Source organism: Gordonia sp. (in: high G+C Gram-positive bacteria), assembly GCF_052106715.1.
GTDB lineage: Bacteria > Actinomycetota > Actinomycetes > Mycobacteriales > Mycobacteriaceae > Gordonia.
Genome location: NZ_JBQEDL010000005.1, coordinates 126,385 through 144,611, shown reverse-complemented (window position 1 = coordinate 144,611; position 18,227 = coordinate 126,385). Strand labels below are relative to the sequence as shown.

Sequence of the window (18,227 nt, the reverse complement as noted above, 5' to 3'; positions counted from 1 at the left end):
AGGATTTAGCTCACGCCGAGGTGAACTCGTCGATCACCTCGAGGATCGCCTCGCCGTAGCGCTCCAGCTTCGCCTCGCCGATACCGCTCACGGAGAGCATCTGCTCACTGCTGGTCGGTCGGATCTGCGCGAGTCCCTCGAGTGCCTTGTTCGACAGCACGGTATACGGCGGGATCTGTGCCTGCTTCGCAACCGACGTCCGCCACCTGCGCAGCGACTCGAACAGGTCGCGGTCGGCGTCGGACAGATCCACCGACACCGCAGCAGCTTTCGGTCTGCGCGCGCGACTGGGACCACGAACGTCCTCGCGGAACATCTGCTGGACATGGCCATGCATCACCGGGACGCCCGCCTCGGTGAGGTAGTACTGCCCGTACTCGCCGCGCGTCTCTAGATATCCGGAGGCGAGTAGTTGACGGACCACGCTGCTCCAGGTGTTCGCGTCCAGATCCGCGCCGATCCCGTAGGTGCTGAGGCTCTTGTGTCCCAGTTGCGCGATCCGCTTGTTGTCGACGCCGCGCAGGATGTCGATGAGGTGGCCTGCACCGTAATGCTGCCCGTGTTCCCGGTCGAGCCGCCAGATCGTCGCCATCAATTTCTGCGCGGGCACCGTTCCGTCCCACGTTTTCGGCGGGTTCAGGCAGGTGTCGCAGTTGCCGCACGGCTCGGAGTCCTGGTCGAAATAGCGCAACAGCCGCTGCCGACGGCAGGACGCCGTCTCGCACAGCGCGAGCATTGCGTTCAAATGCTCCGACTGCGCACGGCGATGCGCGGCATCGCCGTCGGACATCTGGATCAAGCGTTGCTGCTGAACGACGTCAGCCAGCCCGTACGCCATCCACGCCACCGACGGCAGGCCGTCGCGGCCTGCGCGCCCGGTCTCCTGGTAATAGCCCTCCACGCTCTTCGGCAGATCGACGTGGGCGACGAATCGCACATCGGGCTTGTCGATGCCCATCCCGAATGCGATGGTCGCGACCACGACGATCCCGTCCTCACGAAGGAACCGGTGCAGTGTGTCGTCTCGCAGTCGTTTGTCCAGACCGGCGTGATACGGAAGCGCATTGATGCCATTCGACACCAGGAACTTCGCGATGTTCTCCACCGATTTACGGCTGAGCGCGTAAACGATCCCCGTCGCCTGCTGTCGGTCGACGACGCCTTCGGTCGTGATGAACTCCAACAACTGCTTGTTGACCTGCGCCTTGGGTTCGATCCGGTAGGTGATGTTGGGACGGTCGAAGCTGGACACGAAATGACGGGCGTTCTGCAGATGCAGCCGCTGCGTGAGTTCTTCATGAGTACGGCGGGTCGCGGTCGCGGTCAGTGCGATGCGCGGCACGCCGGGCCACAATTCGGCCAGATCGCCGAGGGCGAGGTAATCGGGGCGGAAGTCGTGGCCCCACTGAGATACGCAGTGCGCTTCGTCGATCGCGACCAATGACAGTTTGCCCCGCGAGAGCAGATCACGCGTGTACGGCTGGCTCAATCGCTCCGGTGCGACATAGATCAAGTCCAGATCGCCTGCGAGGTAACGGCGTTCGACGTCCGACCGTTCCTCGGGCGACTGCGTCGAATTCAAGAACGCGGCTCTCACTCCGAGCTGACGAAGGGCGCCGACCTGATCGGACATGAGGGCGATGAGCGGGGAGACCACGATTGCGCACCCATCCCGGACCAGCGCGGGCACCTGGTAGCAGAGGCTCTTACCGCCGCCGGTGGGCATCAGGACTACGGCGTCGCCGCCCGCGATCACATGCGAGACGACGTCCTCCTGGTCGCCGCGGAATGAGTCGTATCCGAAGACGGTGCGCAGCACCTCGTACTGGTCGGTCACTGGGTTCCGGAGTCCTCGACCTGCGACTGCTGAGCCTGCTCCGCCTTCTTCGCAGCATCGCGCATCTCGAAACCGTCGGTGATCAGCTCGCCGACCTCACGCGCCACGTCGACCACCGCGGTCGTGATGATCGTGGTGATGTTGCCGATCCGCGACGCGGTGTTCTGCACCATCTCCTGCACGAAATCCTTGTTGCGCTCAGCCCGACCGACCACGATTGCATCCCTCCATTCGACGTTGGCTACATCGTATGGGGTCTCGACGTCGCACGACTTGGGCACTCCATTTCGGCCCTACGCCGAAATGGAGTGCCCAAGTGTGTGGCCGGTAGTCATCAGGCCGCGTCGACGGCCGTCTCCCGCTCGATGTTGACGACGAGGTCGTTGTCGTCGCGCGTCATCCAGTTGGGAAGCGACAGCTTGGCGATCTTCTTCCACGTCGATCCGAGCTGCTGGCTGAGCGAACCCGTGTTGTACGGGAGGTCGTACTTCTCGCAGATCTCACGGACCTCGGCGGCCATCTGCGGGTAGCGGTTGGCCGGAATGTCGGGGAACAAGTGGTGCTCGATCTGGTGAGACAGGTTGCCGCTCAAGATGTGGAACAGATCGCTGCCGTAGATGTTGGCCGAGCCGAGCATCTGGCGGACGTACCACTGGCCCTTCGTCTCGTCGGCGCACTCTTCGGAGGTGAACGTCTGCGCGCCGCTGGGGAAGTGGCCGCAGAAGATGATCGAGTACGTCCAGAGGTTCCGAATCACGTTGGCGCTCGCGTTACCGACGAGGGTGCTGACGAAGAAGGGGCCGGTCAGTGCGGGCCAGAGGATGTAGTCCTTGGCGACCTGCTTGCTGGCCTTTCGCCACATGCCCTTCGCCAAGCCCTTGATGTCGCTCCACTTGCGCTTGCCCTGGATGATGTTCTCGACCTCGAGATCGTGCAGCATCACGCCCCACTCGAATAGCACCATCAGAGCGGTCGCATAGGCGAGGTTGCCCAGGTAGTAGGGGTTCCACTTCTGGTCGCGGTCCATCCGCAGGATGCCGTAGCCCACGTCGCGATCCTCACCGAGGATGTTGGTGTAGGTGTGGTGCATGTAGTTGTGGCTGTGCTTCCACTGGTCGCCGGGGCACACGGTGTCCCAGTCGAACTCGCGGGAGTTGTAGGTGTCCTCACGCATCCAGTCGTACTGGCCGTGCATGACGTTGTGGCCGATCTCCATGTTGTCGAGGATCTTCGACAGGGCCAGCGAGCCGACTCCGGCGAGCCACACCGGCGGCAGGAACGGGACGTACATGGCGGCACGGCCGGCGAACTCGAGCTTTCGCTGGATATTGATGATCGAGTAGATGTACTCGCGGTCCGAGTCGCCGAGGTCCCCGACGATGCGTGCGCGCAGTTCGTCGAGGTCGGCGCCGAGTGCTTCGACCTGGTCGTAGGTCAGGTTGACTTCGGTGGTCGGATTGGTCTGAGTGCGGGGTGTGAGGGGTGCCACAGTCATGGTCATTGTTTCCCTTCGTAGCGGTGAGTGAGGTGTGCGTCTCGGTCAGGCGTCGATCTCGACGTCGCCGACCGGGGCGTTGATGCAGATCTGGATGTGGCTGTCGGGCTCGGAGTCGAGTTCGCCGGTCAGGATGTTCCGGGTGCAACCGGACGTGCGGACCTTGGTGCAGCTGAAGCAGATGCCCATGCGGCATCCGTACTCGGGGCTCAGACCCGCAGACTCGGCTTGTTCGAGGAGGGTCCGACCGTCGTTCTCGGCGCTGACGTCCGATGCGCGGAACTTCACCGAGCCTTCGACCTCGTCGGTGTCGATGACCGGCGAGGCGAGGGTGAACGCCTCGGTGTGCACGGCGTCGGCGATGCCTGCCTCGTCGGCGTAGGCGCGGACCGCGTCCATGAGAGTCGGCGGACCGCACATGTACACCTGTGCACCGTCGACGGCGACATCGGAGATGTGCTCGGCCGCGAAGTGCTCGGCGCCCTCGCCGCGTGTGTAGTGCAGGCGGACGTCGACGCCGTCGATGGTGCGGTCGATCGCATCGAGTTCGACGCGATACGGGACGTCGTCGGCGGACCGCGCGTAGTGCACGAAGGTGACCGGTCCGGTATGTCCTTCGGCGATCAACGTGCGCAACATTGAGAGGACGGGTGTAATGCCGCTTCCGCCGCTGACGAGGACGATCTTTGCGGGTCGCTGATCGGGGAGCGCGAACGCACCGTCTGCAGCTGTCAGAGTGACGACCTCGCCTACCTCGAGTGCGTTGCGCACGTGGTTCGAGACGAGTCCGCCGTCGTGGACCGCAACGGTGATCTCGATGTCTCCGCGGGTGTTCTCGGCGTTGGTCGGCGAGTAGAAGCGACGCTGGCGAACACCGTCAATCACCACTCCCACCTCGACGTACTGTCCGGCGCGGTGGCCCTTCCACTGACGCGTGGGGCGCATGGTGACGGTGGTGGAGCGGTCGGTCTGGTGACGGATGTCGATGACCTTGGCTCGGGTGTCCCGCCAGGTGAGCATCGGATCGATGAACTCCAGGTAACGGTCCACCGGGTAAGGGGTTGCGGTGGCCTCGACGAGTGATCCGACGAGGGTCGCGATACGGTTTGCCATCTGGGTGTCCTTCGGTCTGTTCGAACTTTTCAGTGAACATGTGTACTCCCATATTCTGTCGGTCCGTACTGTCGAGTGTCAAGGATTGTGAACGTGTCCGCCATCACCGTTGGGGTGGTGAACTAGACTGCTCGCGTGGCAGGAAGCCGGGCGGAAAAGAAGGAACAGACGCGGCAGGCGCTGCTCGAGACCACCATCGATCTGGTGGACGACCGTTCGTTCGGAAGCATCAGCCTGCGTGAGGTCTCACGCGGTGCGGGCATCGTGCCCACCGCGTTCTATCGGCATTTCGCCTCCATGGAGGACTTGGGCGTCACCCTCGTCGAGGATGCGATGCGGATGCTGCGCGGTGCGTTGCGCAAGGCGCGGCGCGATCTCGCCAGTCGCGGCATGCCGACGGCGCGCGACTCGCTCGACATCCTATTGACGCGGGTTCGCAGCGATGAGAAGCAGTTCCGGTTCCTCGTTCGCGAACAGCACGGTGGTGTGGCGGAGGTGCGTCGTGCGATTGGCACCGAGCTGAGGCTGCTCTCGCGTGAGCTTGCGATCGATCTGGCGCGCACGCCCGCACTTGCGGCGTGGGAGGCTGAAGATCTCGAGGTGGCCGCCGATCTGATTGTGATGATCATGATGACCACCGTCGCCGAGCTGCTCGACGGCGACGGCCGAGACGCCACCGAACGCACGCTGGTGGCCCGTGCGGAGAAACAGTTGGTGATGGTGTTTCTGGGGATGTCGGCCTGGCGTCCGAACGGATGACAGTTGGTCCGATGCGGGTCACGATTGTCGGACTGATGAGGAATGATCGTCCTCATGGATGTGGGTTCTCAGTTCGGTCCGTACCGACTCGACGCGCTCGTCGGACGCGGTGGCATGGGGCAGGTGTTCCGGGCGTACGACACCGTTCGTGATCGAGAGGTCGCGCTCAAGCTGTTGCGGGGAGACCTCGCCTCCGACGGGACCTTTCAGGAGCGTTTCCGTCGAGAGTCGCAGACTGTGGCGAGACTCGGTGAGCCCCACATCATTCCGATCCACGACTACGGCGAGATCGACGGCGTCCTTTACCTGGATATGCGATTGGTCGACGGCCGCGACCTGCGTGCGGTGCTGCGCGGTGACGGTCCGATGTCCCCGCCGGACGCCGTGGCGGTGATCGAACAGGTCGCCTCGGCGCTGGACGCCGCGCACGCGGTCGGTCTCGTGCACCGGGATGTGAAGCCGGAGAACGTCCTGATGACGTCGAGTGGGTTCGCCTACCTGGTGGACTTCGGCATCGCACACCATTCGGGAGACGCACACCTGACGCGCACGGGGACCGCGGTCGGATCGATCGCCTACATGGCGCCCGAGCAACTCGACAACGTTCCGGTCAGCCCCGCATCGGATGTCTATTCGCTTGCGGCGGTACTGTTCGAGTTGCTGACCGGCCGGCAGCCGTATCCGGGAGATTCGGTCAGTGCAGTCGTGAAGTCGACGGTGCTGTCGGCGGTTCCGGTGCCGAGTTCGATCAGCCAGGCCGTGTCGCCCGCATTGGACGCCGTGGTCATGCGTGGACTCGCAAAGACGCCGGCTGACCGGTATGCGTCTGCGGGGGAGTTCGCTGCGGCGGCCCAGGCGGCGATCCACGGCGCTCCGATGGATCCGGCGTACGACGCGACCCAGATCGCTACGCCTCTCCCGTCCGGCACGAAGAACTACTCCGGACCTCAGTCGTTCTCCGGACCCCAATCGTTCTCCGGACCGCAGCGGATGACGAATGCGCCGCATGGCTATCCGGGGCAGTCGTACGGCGGTGGATACCCGGGCGGTTACGGGGTCGGATATGCGGAGCCGCCGCGGCAGGACGACAATCGGATCCTGCACATCGTGTTGGCCGTGCTCATCGTCGTGCTCGTCGCGGCGCTCATCGGTCTGGCGGTGTACTGGTTCGGCTTCCGTGATTCGGGCGGTTCGTCGACGGCGTCACCGTCGTCTACCACCACGATCACGAATACCGTCGATCCGCAGACGTCGGCAGCGGTTCCGACGCCGCCGCCGGGCACCTCGTCCTGCGGTGGCGGTGTCGGCGTGGCGACGTCGGTGACGAGTTGTGAGTTCGCCGCGAACGTCGGAGCCGCGTATCTGCAACAGGGCCCGAAGGGGGATGCGCGCACGGTCGTCGCGTCCAGCCCGGTGACCGGCATGGTGTACACGATGGCGTGTTCGCCGGAGACCGGTGTAGTGGTCTGTCGCGGTGGCAACAACGCCGTCGTCGTGATCTATTGAGCCGCCGACACTGACCGTGAACAGACAACGAGAGGATGCTCGCGTGGCATCGAGGCGTCATACCGCTGGAATCGCACTACTGGCGGCAGTGGCCGCCACGTCACTCGTCGCCTGCGGATCGGGGGATGAGCCGGACTCGGTCGCGACGGTCACCGAGGTCGTGACGGCGACTCCGTCGTCCCCGGCCGCCCCGTCTCCTTCTGTCGGGTCGTCGTCTCGGGGGAATGCCAGACTCACGGCGAGCTTCGACGCATTGACGGTGGCGCAGCCGGTCGGCCTCGCGGTGGCCCCGGTCGGCGGCGGTGAAGTCTCGACGTTCGGCGACCAGACGCCGCAGGTCGCCTGGTCGACAATCAAGGTGCCGCTCGCAGTGGCGGCAGAACGTGCGAACGGTCCGAGTCAGGCCGAATCGTCGGCGATCATCAACTCTGACAACTCCGCGGCGGAAACGCTGTGGGCCTCACTCGGGTCGAACGACGAGGCAGCGGCTGCGGTCACCGCAGTGCTGCGTGAGAGTGGTGACGAGAAGACGACGGTCCCGTCCCAGAAGCTGCGAGCGGAATACTCGATCTTCGGCCAGACGACGTGGCCGTTGGAGAATGCGGTGACATTCGCAGCCAACCTGCCGTGTCTGCCGGGTAGTGGGCACGTGGTCGCGCTGATGGGGGAGGTCGCAGGCAACCAGCAGTGGGGTGTCGAAGTGATTCCCGCGCGGACGACAGCGGTCAAGGGCGGCTGGGGGCCGAGTACGTCGGGCGGCTATGTGGTTCGCCAACTCGGGCTTGTGACTCTGCGCAACGGAACTCGAGCAGCAGTGGCGATGAGCACGTATTCGCCTGGGGCATCGATGGACTCGGGTATCAACGCACTGAACACCGTCGGGAGCTGGGTCGGGCGACACCTTGCGTCGCTGCCGTCCGGCCGCTGTCGGTAACGGTCGCGCAACGTCCACGTTGCGGGTGGGCCTCGCCGATTGGCCGCCTCTACGCCTACGACTAGTGTTACTAAAGTTGTTGGTGTGACTGAAGGGGTATTTGTGACTGGTCGGGTAATTGCGGTTCGTCGTGGGTTGGTGGCGTGCTCTGCTGCCCTGATGCTCGCCGGTGGTGTCGCGGCAGGAGCGGGCAGCGCGGGCGCTGCACCGATCAACCCGATGCCGAATCCGCTTCCGCGACTCTCTCCGCACGCGACGCAGGTCGACCTGGTCAAGAGCTTCAACCGTCGCTCACGCACCATCACTAAAAGTATTCCGGGTCGCATCGGTCTCGCGATCACCCCGGTGGGTGGTGACGACACGATGAACTTCGGCACCGTCAAGACCGCGCGTGCGTGGTCGACGCTGAAGGTTCCGGTGTCGATCGCTGCCGAGCGCGCCAACGGCAAAGCCGTGGTCGGGGATATTCGTTCGGCGATCCGCGCGTCCGACAACGACGCGGCCGAACGTCTGTGGGCCTCACTCGGCGGCGATCGGCACGCTGTGGACCGGGTGTCCGAAGTTCTCCGCGAGGACCACGACGGCGATACTCGCGTTCTGTCGTCGATCTCGCACCCCTCGAGCTTTCCCGGCTACACCGACTGGACTCTCGCCCGTCAGTCGGTCTTCGGCGCGCATCTTCCGTGTCTCCCCGATTCGGGTCGAGTTCTCGGCTACATGCGCACCGTTGAGTCCAACCAGAAATGGGGCGTCAAGGCAATGCGCAAACGCGGTGTCACCACTGCGGTGAAGGGCGGCTGGGGGCCGGTGTCCGACGCAACGGGGAAGTATGTCGTACGCCAGCTCGGAGTCGTCACCACGCCGCGAGGCGCATTCGCGGTGAGCATGGCGGCCCTGCCGTCGAGCGGAACGTTCAGTGACGGGACCGCCATGCTCAACCGGGTCGGAAAGTGGATCTCGACGAATCTGGGCAAGCTGCCGGTCGGCGGCTGCTAACTCGCCCCGAGGCTCGCCAGCACGATCGCTTCGGTGAGGGCCGTCCGGCGGATCTCCTCGGGATCGACGCTCTCATTCGGCGCGTGGATGTGGCACCGGGGCTCTTCGACGCCCAACAGTGCGATCTCGGCGTCCGGATGAGCTTCGGCGAGCACGGTGCACAGCGGGATCGAGCCGCCCTGACCCGCGTAGAAGACACCGTCGACGCCGTACGCGCTCTTCATCGCATCGGTGAGCGCGGTGTACCCGGGCCCGTCGGTCGCGGCGCGGAAGGGACGCCCGAACGCGTCCGGTTCGAACTCGACCCGTACGCCCCACGGGATGTGTTTGCGCAGGTGTGCGACCAGCGCGTCGTACGTCGGCTGCGGCTCCGTCCCGGGTGGGATGCGCAGGTTGAGCATGGCCGAGGCCTGCGGGATGATGGCGGCCGCGCAGTCGGCGGTGTTCGGCGCGTCCATGCCGATCACCGTGACGGCCGGGCGGGCCCACGCCATGTCGGCAGGGCTGCCGCTACCGAGGATCTCGGTGCCGTCGAGGGCCCCGACGTCGGTGCGGAACTGTTCGTCGGAGTAGGTGACGCCGCCCCACTCCTGGGTGTTCTCCACCCCTTCGATGACGGTGTCGCCGCGTTCGTTCCGCAATGACGCGAGGCCGGCCACGAGGGCGGCCATCGCGTCGGGGGTGGGCCCGCCCGCCGCACCCGAGTGGACCGCGGTCTCCAGCGCCAACACGGTGACTTTGACGTTCACCACGCCGCGCAGACTCGTCGTCAACGTTGGGAGCCCTGCGGCGACATTGCCTGCGTCACCGATCAGGATGAGATCGGCCGCGAACAGTTCGGGTCGCTGCTTCACCAGGTCGTCGAGGCCCTCGCCGCCCGCTTCCTCGGATCCCTCGATGATGATCCGGACATGGCAGGAGAGATCGTTGGCGACCGCTCGCAGCGCCGTGAGATGCGAGACGACGTTGCCCTTGCAGTCGGCGCTCCCGCGGCCGTACCACCGGCCGTCGCGTTCAGTGAGTTCGAACGGCGGCGACGACCACAGCGCATCCTCGCCCGCCGGCTGCACGTCGTGATGGCTGTACAAGGCGACCGTCGGGCTGCCCTCCGGTCCGGCACGGTGTCCGACGATGGCGGACGACCCGTCGCTGGTCACGATCACCTCGACGTCGAATCCGAGTTCGGCGAACGCATCCCGGACCCAGGCGGCGCTCGCCGCCGACGCGTCGGCCTTCGACGAGTCGAGGTGGACGGAGGCGAACGACACGAGCGTCGCGAGATCGCCGTGGGCGCGATCCATGAGATCAGAGACGGAGGACGAGAGGGCGTCGGCGGACGGAACCGTGGTCATGCCTTTCAGGATCGCACGAGATCGAAACTCGCGTGCATCTCCCAGTACAGGATCTCCGGTCGGTCGGTACCGGAGGCCGCGGTGACCTGGACGGCTCCGGAATCAGTGAGCCGCATGGCATCTCCCTCACGCAATTCGTACTGCTCGCTGTCGACGTCCACGGTGACTGCTCCGCGGGCGACGTATAGATGCCCGAACGGGGCGCCTGGCAGGGCGACGGTCGTCTCTGGCAGCGGCTGGACGATGTGCAACGCGGCGAACCGGTTGGCGATCGGGGCCGCGCCCGATCGCGCGTGGTCGGCACGACCCGATGCGACGACGACCGGCTGCCCGGAGTCGAGGGCTTCGTCGAAGCGGTGTGCGGACTGCTGTGGTGGCAGACCGTCGGTGTGCGGCGCCACCCACATCTGCACGACGCGGACCGGCGTGCGCTGCGCGCGTGTGGCCGCATTGGCCTCCGAGTGGGTGATCCCGCTGCCGGCCGACATCACGCCCAACGTCCCGGCGTTCAGCGTGCGGGTATTGCCTGCCGAATCGCGGTGTGTCACAGCGCCGTCGAGCACCCAGGTCAGGATCTCCATGTTCTGGTGACTGTGTGTGTCGAGCCCTTCGCCTGCGTCGACGACGTCATCGTTGTGCATCACCAGTACGCCGTGCGCGTTGTCGAACAGGTCGAAATTCCCGGTCCCGGGAAACGACTGACGCGAGGTGAGCCACTCGTTAGACCAGTAGTGGCGGTCGGCAGAGTTGATCACGGTGATCATCAGTGCTCCTCCAGTGCGTCGAGATGAGTGGACAGGCGGGCCATGACGGACTCGAGGGCGGCACCGTCGGCAGGGGCGAGGCAGGCGTGGAACAACTCGTCGACGTCGTGTCCGTGCCGCCGTGCGGCGGCGGTGAAGGCGTCGCGCCCGGCCTCGGTGAGGCATGCGAACGCGCCGCGACGGTCATCGGGGACGGGCTCGCGGCACACGAGTCCCCGCGCGGCGAGAGCACGGATCTGATAGCTGAGGCGCGACGCGGAGAACACCATGCGGCGAGAGAGATCGCGCATCCGCAGGCGGTGGTCCGGCGCTTCGGACAGCAGCAACAGGACGTGATAGTCGCCGAGCGTCATGCCGTCTGAAGCGCGCAACCGTTCGTCGAGAGCAGTCTGCACGCGGGCGCCGTTCTCGATGAACAGGCGCCACGCGGCGGGCCTGCGGTCGGTCGGGTTCACTGTCCGCCGACGCGATGCGGACGGAGCGCATCGGCGGGGACGACACCGAGTCGACCAGCTTGGAAATCTTCCATTGCCTCGATGACCTGCTGTTTCGTGTTCATCACGAACGGTCCGTACTGTGCGACGGGCTCGCGGATCGGCAGGCCACCCAGTAGCAGGACCTCCAACGCGGGCCGGTTCGAGTCCTGGCTGGCGTCGGCCGCGAGAGTGATGCGGTCGCCCGCGCCGAGGACGGCGAGTTGTCCGCCTTCGACGGGGCGCTTCTCGATGCCGACGGTTCCGTGGCCGGACAACACGTACACGAGTGCGTTGAAGTCCTCACGCCACGGCACCGACAACTGCGCACCGGGCGAGACGCTCGCGTGCGCGAAGACGATCGGCGTGTGTGTCGAACCCGGCCCGGTGTGCCCGTCGAGGTCGCCAGCTACGACGCGCACCAACGATCCGCCGTCCTCCGAGGCGAGTAGCAGTACCTGTTCGCCTTCGAGGTTCTGGTATCGCGGAGTGAGAAACTTGTCGGTCGAGGGCAGGTTGACCCACAACTGCACACCGTGGAACGCGCCGCCCGACTCGACGAGTTCGGCGGGCGGCGTCTCGATGTGCAGGATGCCCGCACCGGCGGTCATCCACTGGGTCGCGCCGTTCTCGATGAGCCCGCCGCCGCCCGTCGAGTCCTGATGCTGGAACCGGCCGTCGATCATGTAGGTCACGGTCTCGAAGCCTCGATGCGGATGCCAGTCGGTGCCGCGCGGCTCGCCGGGCTCGTACTCGACTTCGCCCATCTGGTCCATGTGGATGAACGGATCGAGGTCTCGGGCGTGGACTCCGGCGAACGCGCGGACGACGGGGAATCCCTCGCCCTCATAGCCGCGGGGCCCGGTGGTCACTGTGCGCACCGTGCGCTCGGTCGAGGTCAGCGGGGCGGGGGAGATGCGGGGCAGGGTGAGAGTGTCGGCGGTGACGGCGGGCATGATGGCCTCCAGTTCATTAAAATTTGAACGATCTACGGGAAGTAACAGCCTCGACGCCGAGTCCATTCCCAACCGTAACTGCCGATTCGGCCTGTTCGGGCCCGCGCGGACGCCATACTCGATTTGGGTAGACCTGCGTGATCGCGTCGGTCGTCAGATTCATCGGATTCGGGAGGCAGCAATGAGTGACGTGGTATCGACGCCGGCCAAATGGCTGGCAGAACTGTTCGGAACGTTCTGGCTCGTCTTCGGCGGCTGTGGCAGCGCCGTTTTCGCGGCCAAAGTGATCGCGCAAGACTCAGGGACCAGTACCAGCTTCCAAGTCGGCATCGGATTCCTCGGTGTCGCACTCGCCTTCGGTCTGACTGTCGTCACTATGGCGTACGCGGTCGGCCACATCTCCGGCGGCCACTTCAACCCGGCCGTCACACTCGGCGCCGCGGTCAGCGGTCGACTGCCGTGGAAGGATCTGCCCGGCTACTGGGTGTCTCAAGTGGTCGGTGGTCTCCTCGCAGGCGCCGCGATCTACGCGATCGCCTCAGGCAAAGACGGATTCGACGCGACCGGCAACATGGCTGCGAACGGTTTCGGCGACCATTCGCCGAGCGGATACAGTCTCGCCGCGGTGCTCCTCGCCGAGATCATCCTGACCGCGTTCTTCCTCATCGTGATCCTCGGTGCTACCGACGGACGCGCACCGAAGGGCTTCGGCCCGTTGGCCATCGGACTGTCGCTCACCCTGATCCACCTCATCTCCATCCCGATCTCCAACACGTCGGTCAACCCCGCACGCTCGACGGCGGTCGCATTCTTCAACGGCGACGGCGCGCCGGGGCAGCTCTGGGCCTTCTGGGTGGCTCCGCTGGTCGGCGGCCTCATCGGTGGACTGCTGTACCCGCTGCTGTTCGAGAACGGGAAGTTCAAGTACGGCTCATCGGCTACGGCGGACACCGGACTCGCCGACCCGTCGTAAGGTTCAGGCATGGCCATCAACCCGCCCGACCGGGGCACACGCGCCGGCGACGACCGGCAGCGGATCCGAAAGCTCGCGCAGGCGGCGATGAACGCCGACCAGACCGTCGGACAAGTCGAGGCCCTGCTCGCCGACATGGGCCCGCTCCTGATGGGGCTCACCAAGACGACGGGATCGCTCGACGAGACACTCGCGGGGATGGATGCGACGATCGCCAGAATGGACGCCACCTTGAACAAGGTGGACACCACAGTCGATCAGATGGCCACTGTCGTCGAACGCCTCGAAGCGGTGACCGGTCGCGTGGAGCAGATCGTGCTGATCGTGGAGGCCGCACTGCGCCCGCTCGGCGTCGTCGAATCCGCCGGCCGGGCGATCGTCGGCCGGTTGGGCGTGCTCGGTCGGGATTGACTCGATCCGCGACGGCGCAGGCTAGTCTCGCCAGATGAGCATCGAGACCTCGTCAGTCACTGGCCGACACGGCCTCACCATCGTCTACGACGTCCACCGGCCCGACACCGAGCCGGTGGGCGTCGTAATCGTCGCCCACGGACTCGGCGATCACGCCGGCCGGTACCACCACGTCGCGGAGAGGTTCACTGACCTCGGGTACGTCGTCGTCGCTCCCGACCATGCAGGCCACGGCAGGTCCGCCGGGAAGCGACTCGGTGTCACCGACTTCAGTGACTTCACCGCAGACCTCGACACCGTGATCAATGCGGTGGACGTCGACGGACCACGATTTCTGTTGGGGCACAGCATGGGCGGGGCGATCGCGCTGTCGTACGCCCTCGACCACCAGGACCAGTTGGACGGACTGATCCTGACTGGGCCCGCGTTGGTCCCCGGCGAGGATCTCCCGTCGATCCTGGTGAAGATGGCTCCGGCGCTCGGCAAGATCGTGCCGTGGCTGCCCGCCACAGCGCTTCCCGCGTCGGGGGTGAGCCGCGACCCGAACGTCGTCGCCGCCTACGAATCCGATCCGCTCGTCTGGCACGGGGGCATCCGCGCCGGACTCGGCGGCGCGCTCATCGGAGAGATGAAGACCTACCCGGATCGCCTTCCGTCCCTGAAACTTCCGCTGCTCATCCTGCACGGCGGAGCCGACGTCCTCACGAACCCCGACGGCAGTCGGATGGCGGCGCGCCTCGCCGGCAGCGACGACGTGACGTCGACGATCTATCCGGGTCTATACCACGAGATCTTCAACGAACCCGAACAGGATGAGATCCTCAAGGCCGTGACCGACTGGATCGTCGCGCACACGGGCTGAGCCCGTTCCGTTGGTCGGGCGCGTTCTGTTGGTCGAGCCTGTTCTGTTGGTCGAGCCCGTTCCGTTGGTCGAGCGGAGTCGAGACCGTGGATCTCGACTCCGCTCGATCAGCAGGGGGAGCGCTCGATCAGCACGTGGAGCGCTCGATCAGCGGAGAGGCGAGGCCTACAGCCAGCTCGGGTCCGTGTCGATGGTGGTGCGGTCGAGGGACTCGAGCAGGTCGAACTGGACGGTGGTCTTCGGCAGTTCGTAGGCGTAGAAGTAGCGCGCGGCCGCTCGTTTGCCCTGGTAGAACGCGTCCTCGGGTGCGGCCGCGGCATCGGCGGCGAGCACCTGCTCGAGCCACATCCAGGCGATGACGACGTGGCCTGCGGCTTCGAGGTAGGCGGTCGCGTTGGCAAGGGCCAGTTTCGGATCACCCGGAGCCCACACGGCGGCGGTCGCCTGGCCGAGACGGCCGACGGCGTCGGCCAACGCTTCGGCGTGCCCGGCGACCTCGTCGCCTGCCTCGCGTCCCTTCGAGATGGTCTGCCCGATCGTCTCGACGAGAATCGCGAGTCCTTCGCCGTCGTTCATGATCACCTTGCGGCCCAACAGATCCAGGCCGTGGATACCGTGGGCGCCCTCGTGGATCGGGTTGAGACGATTGTCGCGGTAGTACTGCTCGACGTCGAACTCCTTGGTGTACCCGTAGCCGCCGTGCACCTGGATCGCGAGACTGTTGGCCTCCAGGCACCACTGACTCGGCCAACTCTTGGCGATCGGCGTCAGCACTTCAAGGAGAAGGTGGATGCGATCGCGGCGGTCCGGGTCGCCGGTCTGCTCTTCGTCGAGCAACGACGCGCAATACAACAGGAGAGCGAGAGAGCCCTCGACGTACGACTTCTGGGCCAGCAGCATTCTGGCGACGTCCGGGTGTTCGATGATCGGGATCGGCGCCGATGCGGGATCCTTGGCGTCGATGGGCCGCCCCTGTGCGCGGACCTTCGCGTACTCCAACGACGCGCGGTACCCGGCATGACCGAGCGCCGTCGCGAGGAAGCCGACCCCGATGCGCGCCTCGTTCATCATGTTGAACATGTACTTGAGACCCTGGTGTTCTTCGCCGACCAGGTAGCCGACCGCGCCGACACTCGAAGCGCCGTCGAAGGTTCCGTCGCCGAAGTTGAGCAGCGTGTTGGTGGTGCCGCGGTTGCCCATCTTGTGGTTCAACCCGACGAGCGCCACGTCGTTGCGCGTTCCGTCCGGTAGGAGCTTCGGCACGATGAACAGCGAGATACCCTTGACGCCCGGGCCACCGCCCGGCGCCTTCGCCAGTACGAGGTGCACGATGTTCTCGGTGATCTCGTGGTCGCCGCCGGAGATCCACATCTTGGTCCCGGTCACTCGGTAGGTGCCGTCGTCGGCGGGAACCGCTTTGGTGGTGATGTCGGCCAGCGACGAACCCGCCTGCGGCTCGGACAGGCACATCGTTCCGAAGTAGCGGCCTTCGAGCATCGGACGGACCCACGTGTCGATCTGCTCGGGCGTGCCGTAGGTGGTCAGCAGATTCGCGTTCCCGGCCGTCAAGAACGCGTACGACGACGTCGGGGCGTTCGCCGCCTGGAAGAACGTCATCGCGGCGCGCGAGACGGTGTTCGGCAACTGCATGCCGCCGAGTTCCTCGTCGAAGGTTCCGGCCATGAGTCCGGCTTCGCCGTACGCAGTCAGGGCACGGCCGATCTCCGGCAGCAGAACCACTTTGCCGTCGTCGCCGATGTAGGGCTCGGTCGCATCGGACACCTTGTTATGCGGTGCGAACAGTTTCCTCGCCATGTCTTCGGACAGGTCGAGGACGGCGTCGAATGTCTCGCGGGAGTGGTCGGCGAAACGGGGCCGTGAGGTCAGCGACGTGACGTCGAGCCACTCATGCAGCAAGAAGTCGATGTCGCGGCGGTCCAGGTGCTCGGTCATAGGGTGATCATACGAGGCGTCAGATGCCGAGTCGGCCGACGATGCGCCCGACCGCTCGTGGCGAGACGTCGCCGATTGCGCGCAGCACCGACGCATACCGCGGGTACAGGTGCGCGGGGCGCTCTGCGACGGCCCGCAGAATCCACTGGGCGGCTTGCTCGGGACGTAAGGCCGGAGCGTGGTCGTACGACGACGTCGGCGCGATCATCGGAGTGCGGACCAACGGGAAACCCACCTCGGAGACGGTGACACCGGTGCCCGCGCACTCCGCGTCAAGTGACCGACTGAACGCCGCGAGCGCCGACTTCGACGCGTGATAGGCGCCGAACTTCGGCATCGATCCGGCGTGGACGCCCCATGTGACGACGTTGACGATGTGTCCGCGCCCGGCGTCGATCATCGTGGGCAGCAGTCCGAGAGTGAGGGCGACGGGGCCGAAGTAGTTGACCGCCATCGTCCGCTCGTAGTCGTGGAACCGGTCGACGGTGTCCATCGTGGACCGGCGAATGGACCGCCCCGCGTTGTTCACGACGACGTCGGGTGCGCCGAAACGGTCGAGAAGCTCGGCGGCAAGGCGTCTCGCGTCCTCGGGATCGGAGAGGTCTGCGGTGAGCGGATGTGCTGTTCCGCCGGCGATCGTGATTCGGTCGCAGGTCTGTTGAAGCGACTCGATGCCGCGGGAGACGAGAACGAGTGTCGCGCCGTGCGCGGCGAGCAGGTCAGCCGCCGCGGCGCCGATTCCCGACGACCCGCCGGTGATGACAATCGTCCGCCCGGTCAGGTCGGCCCCTGAGTCGCCGAGGATCGAATGCAGGAACTCGGTGAGTCCGCGTGGTGGATTCAACACGAAATCACGGGGTGCGGCGAGTATCGAATCGATGGTGCGGGACCCGAACACTGGCTACTTGTTGTCTTTGATCACATCGCGCACCTCGTCGGCGGTGATGTTCTTGGCGACCAGTTTGCCGTTTTTGACCTTACGGACACTGTACTTGCCGGTCTTTTTACCTGTAGCGACGTGAAGGCCAGCCTTCTTCGCCTTCTTGTTGAGATCTTCCAGCACGTCTGGATCGTAGCGTGCCAAAATGAACAGACTCGACGAGTCCTCGCTATTCGGCCGCGATCGCGGCCTGGACACGTCGTTCGAGTGCGGCGGAGCCGGCGGTGGGCAGGGCGATCAGGCCGTCGAGTTCGGATCGTGCGCGTGCGTACGCCTGCCTCCGCTCCTCGCCGGACGCCGCGTCGTTCATCGCGAGTGCGAGGAGCCGTTGGGCGCGCGCGAGCCGTTCCTGTTCGAGAGGATTGAAATCGCTGCGGCGACGTCGGCGGGCTTCCTGCTCGGCGACGGCGAGCGATGTCGAATACGCGTGGACGGCGTCGCGATACGACCTGACGGCGGCGTGATCGACCGAATCCGGCGACGGGCGAAGGAGTTCGGCCCGACTCCGGTCGCGATGGAAGCTCTCGGTGAGTGGTTCGCGTAGGTCGACCAGCATCGGATAGTCGAGCAGAGTGGCCAGGTCGGTCTCGTAGGCGAACCAGGTGGCATCGGCCCGTTCGTGTTCGGCGACGGCCGCTGCGAGCTCGGCTTGGACCGCGGCGGCGTCCACCCGCCCGCGGCTCTGGGCCTCGGCCCGTGCCACCGACGCCTCCTGCTTGATTCGGTACCGCTCGAGCCTGCGCTGCGCGCGCCGCTCGTTCCAGGCCCCGATTCCGCGTGCGACGCCGCCGATAGACCCTCCGAGCACGAAGATGAGCCACCAGTAGTCGCCGATTGCGTCCCAGAAGCCGCTCATCCCTTGAGACTAATCGACATCAGCAGATGTCGACGCCTACCGGCGTC

Annotated in this window: 19 protein-coding genes; 7 read left to right on the top strand and 12 right to left on the bottom strand. The window is 65.7% G+C overall.

Translation table 11 applies throughout. The features are described 5' to 3' along the window. Positions 1–10: 10 nt before the first annotated feature. The 4 genes from recQ to ACTIMF_RS04430 all read right to left on the bottom strand — a co-directional run bounded on the left by recQ (position 11) and on the right by ACTIMF_RS04430 (position 4,445). Entirely contained in the window at positions 11–1,837 is a 1,827-nt protein-coding gene (gene recQ / locus ACTIMF_RS04445; RefSeq protein WP_442349068.1) for a DNA helicase RecQ, read from the bottom strand. Next, positions 1,834–2,052 carry a hypothetical protein gene (locus tag ACTIMF_RS04440; protein ID WP_442349067.1) on the bottom strand — a complete coding sequence of 73 codons (219 nt, stop codon included), beginning with the start codon at positions 2,050–2,052 and terminating at the stop codon, positions 1,834–1,836. The genes recQ and ACTIMF_RS04440 overlap by 4 nt, the downstream gene beginning before the upstream one ends. Positions 2,053–2,171: 119 nt before the next feature. Next, positions 2,172–3,332, bottom strand: coding sequence for a fatty acid desaturase family protein (locus ACTIMF_RS04435; RefSeq protein ID WP_442349066.1), 1,161 nt, complete (start codon positions 3,330–3,332; stop codon positions 2,172–2,174). Between the two features lie 45 nt (positions 3,333–3,377). Then, a complete protein-coding gene (locus ACTIMF_RS04430) occupies positions 3,378–4,445 on the bottom strand; it encodes a ferredoxin reductase (RefSeq protein WP_442349065.1) in 1,068 nt (355 codons plus the stop codon). A 135-nt stretch (positions 4,446–4,580) separates the two neighbouring features. On the opposite strand from ACTIMF_RS04430, the gene ACTIMF_RS04425 reads away from it, so the two are divergent. The 4 genes from ACTIMF_RS04425 to ACTIMF_RS04410 all read left to right on the top strand — a co-directional run bounded on the left by ACTIMF_RS04425 (position 4,581) and on the right by ACTIMF_RS04410 (position 8,640). Continuing rightward, positions 4,581–5,204 carry a TetR family transcriptional regulator gene (locus ACTIMF_RS04425; protein ID WP_442349064.1) on the top strand — a complete coding sequence of 208 codons (624 nt, stop codon included), beginning with the start codon at positions 4,581–4,583 and terminating at the stop codon, positions 5,202–5,204. A 54-nt stretch (positions 5,205–5,258) separates the two neighbouring features. After that, the gene (locus ACTIMF_RS04420) at positions 5,259–6,710 is read left to right on the top strand and encodes a serine/threonine-protein kinase (RefSeq protein WP_442349063.1); all 1,452 of its coding nucleotides are present in this window, start codon (positions 5,259–5,261) and stop codon (positions 6,708–6,710) included. Positions 6,711–6,753: 43 nt separating this feature from the next. Continuing rightward, a complete protein-coding gene (locus ACTIMF_RS04415; protein ID WP_442349062.1) occupies positions 6,754–7,644 on the top strand; it encodes a hypothetical protein in 891 nt (296 codons plus the stop codon). Positions 7,645–7,728: 84 nt separating this feature from the next. Continuing rightward, positions 7,729–8,640 carry a hypothetical protein gene (locus ACTIMF_RS04410; RefSeq protein WP_442349061.1) on the top strand — a complete coding sequence of 304 codons (912 nt, stop codon included), beginning with the start codon at positions 7,729–7,731 and terminating at the stop codon, positions 8,638–8,640. Here ACTIMF_RS04410 and ACTIMF_RS04405 read toward each other — a convergent pair. Genes ACTIMF_RS04405 through ACTIMF_RS04390 form a run of 4 tightly spaced genes read right to left on the bottom strand, consistent with a single transcriptional unit; the run spans position 8,637 to position 12,185 of the window. Then, positions 8,637–9,992, bottom strand: coding sequence for a dipeptidase (locus ACTIMF_RS04405; protein ID WP_442349060.1), 1,356 nt, complete (start codon positions 9,990–9,992; stop codon positions 8,637–8,639). The genes ACTIMF_RS04410 and ACTIMF_RS04405 overlap by 4 nt on opposite strands. A gap of 5 nt (positions 9,993–9,997) precedes the next feature. Continuing rightward, on the bottom strand, positions 9,998–10,759 hold the full coding sequence (locus ACTIMF_RS04400; protein WP_442349082.1) for a pirin family protein: 762 nt from the start codon (positions 10,757–10,759) through the stop codon (positions 9,998–10,000). Next, on the bottom strand, positions 10,756–11,211 hold the full coding sequence (locus ACTIMF_RS04395; RefSeq protein WP_442349059.1) for a MarR family winged helix-turn-helix transcriptional regulator: 456 nt from the start codon (positions 11,209–11,211) through the stop codon (positions 10,756–10,758). The genes ACTIMF_RS04400 and ACTIMF_RS04395 overlap by 4 nt, the downstream gene beginning before the upstream one ends. Next, complete coding sequence (locus tag ACTIMF_RS04390; RefSeq protein ID WP_442349058.1) at positions 11,208–12,185, bottom strand: pirin family protein; 978 nt, start codon at positions 12,183–12,185, stop codon at positions 11,208–11,210. The genes ACTIMF_RS04395 and ACTIMF_RS04390 overlap by 4 nt, the downstream gene beginning before the upstream one ends. Before the next feature lie 181 nt (positions 12,186–12,366). Between ACTIMF_RS04390 and aqpZ the strand changes: the two genes are divergently transcribed. From aqpZ to ACTIMF_RS04375, 3 genes are read left to right on the top strand one after another with little or no spacing between them, the layout of a single operon-like run. Continuing rightward, a complete protein-coding gene (gene aqpZ / locus ACTIMF_RS04385; RefSeq protein WP_442349057.1) occupies positions 12,367–13,158 on the top strand; it encodes an aquaporin Z in 792 nt (263 codons plus the stop codon). A 9-nt stretch (positions 13,159–13,167) separates the two neighbouring features. Continuing rightward, positions 13,168–13,569 carry a hypothetical protein gene (locus ACTIMF_RS04380; protein WP_442349056.1) on the top strand — a complete coding sequence of 134 codons (402 nt, stop codon included), beginning with the start codon at positions 13,168–13,170 and terminating at the stop codon, positions 13,567–13,569. 34 nt (positions 13,570–13,603) lie between these two features. Next, entirely contained in the window at positions 13,604–14,431 is an 828-nt protein-coding gene (locus tag ACTIMF_RS04375) for an alpha/beta hydrolase (protein ID WP_442349055.1), read from the top strand. 165 nt (positions 14,432–14,596) lie between these two features. Here ACTIMF_RS04375 and ACTIMF_RS04370 read toward each other — a convergent pair whose 3' ends face one another. The 4 genes from ACTIMF_RS04370 to ACTIMF_RS04355 are packed head-to-tail and all read right to left on the bottom strand — an operon-like array spanning position 14,597 to position 18,180. Next, complete coding sequence (locus tag ACTIMF_RS04370) at positions 14,597–16,384, bottom strand: acyl-CoA dehydrogenase (protein WP_442349054.1); 1,788 nt, start codon at positions 16,382–16,384, stop codon at positions 14,597–14,599. 19 nt (positions 16,385–16,403) lie between these two features. Continuing rightward, entirely contained in the window at positions 16,404–17,231 is an 828-nt protein-coding gene (locus ACTIMF_RS04365) for an SDR family NAD(P)-dependent oxidoreductase (RefSeq protein WP_442349053.1), read from the bottom strand. A 54-nt stretch (positions 17,232–17,285) separates the two neighbouring features. Beyond that, on the bottom strand, positions 17,286–17,447 hold the full coding sequence (locus ACTIMF_RS04360; protein WP_442349052.1) for a hypothetical protein: 162 nt from the start codon (positions 17,445–17,447) through the stop codon (positions 17,286–17,288). A gap of 46 nt (positions 17,448–17,493) precedes the next feature. Continuing rightward, on the bottom strand, positions 17,494–18,180 hold the full coding sequence (locus ACTIMF_RS04355) for a hypothetical protein (RefSeq protein ID WP_442349051.1): 687 nt from the start codon (positions 18,178–18,180) through the stop codon (positions 17,494–17,496). Between the last annotated feature and the right edge of the window lie 47 nt (positions 18,181–18,227).

Coding starts and splice junctions, on each gene's coding strand:
- ACTIMF_RS04370 (WP_442349054.1), bottom strand. CDS start 16,384: ATGACCGAGCACCTGGACCGCCGCGACATCGACTTCTTGCTGCATGAG.
- ACTIMF_RS04405 (WP_442349060.1), bottom strand. CDS start 9,992: ATGACCACGGTTCCGTCCGCCGACGCCCTCTCGTCCTCCGTCTCTGAT.
- ACTIMF_RS04375 (WP_442349055.1), top strand. CDS start 13,604: ATGAGCATCGAGACCTCGTCAGTCACTGGCCGACACGGCCTCACCATC.
- ACTIMF_RS04420 (WP_442349063.1), top strand. CDS start 5,259: ATGGATGTGGGTTCTCAGTTCGGTCCGTACCGACTCGACGCGCTCGTC.
- aqpZ (WP_442349057.1), top strand. CDS start 12,367: ATGAGTGACGTGGTATCGACGCCGGCCAAATGGCTGGCAGAACTGTTC.
- ACTIMF_RS04435 (WP_442349066.1), bottom strand. CDS start 3,332: ATGACTGTGGCACCCCTCACACCCCGCACTCAGACCAATCCGACCACC.
- ACTIMF_RS04430 (WP_442349065.1), bottom strand. CDS start 4,445: ATGGCAAACCGTATCGCGACCCTCGTCGGATCACTCGTCGAGGCCACC.
- ACTIMF_RS04390 (WP_442349058.1), bottom strand. CDS start 12,185: ATGCCCGCCGTCACCGCCGACACTCTCACCCTGCCCCGCATCTCCCCC.
- ACTIMF_RS04380 (WP_442349056.1), top strand. CDS start 13,168: ATGGCCATCAACCCGCCCGACCGGGGCACACGCGCCGGCGACGACCGG.
- ACTIMF_RS04355 (WP_442349051.1), bottom strand. CDS start 18,180: ATGAGCGGCTTCTGGGACGCAATCGGCGACTACTGGTGGCTCATCTTC.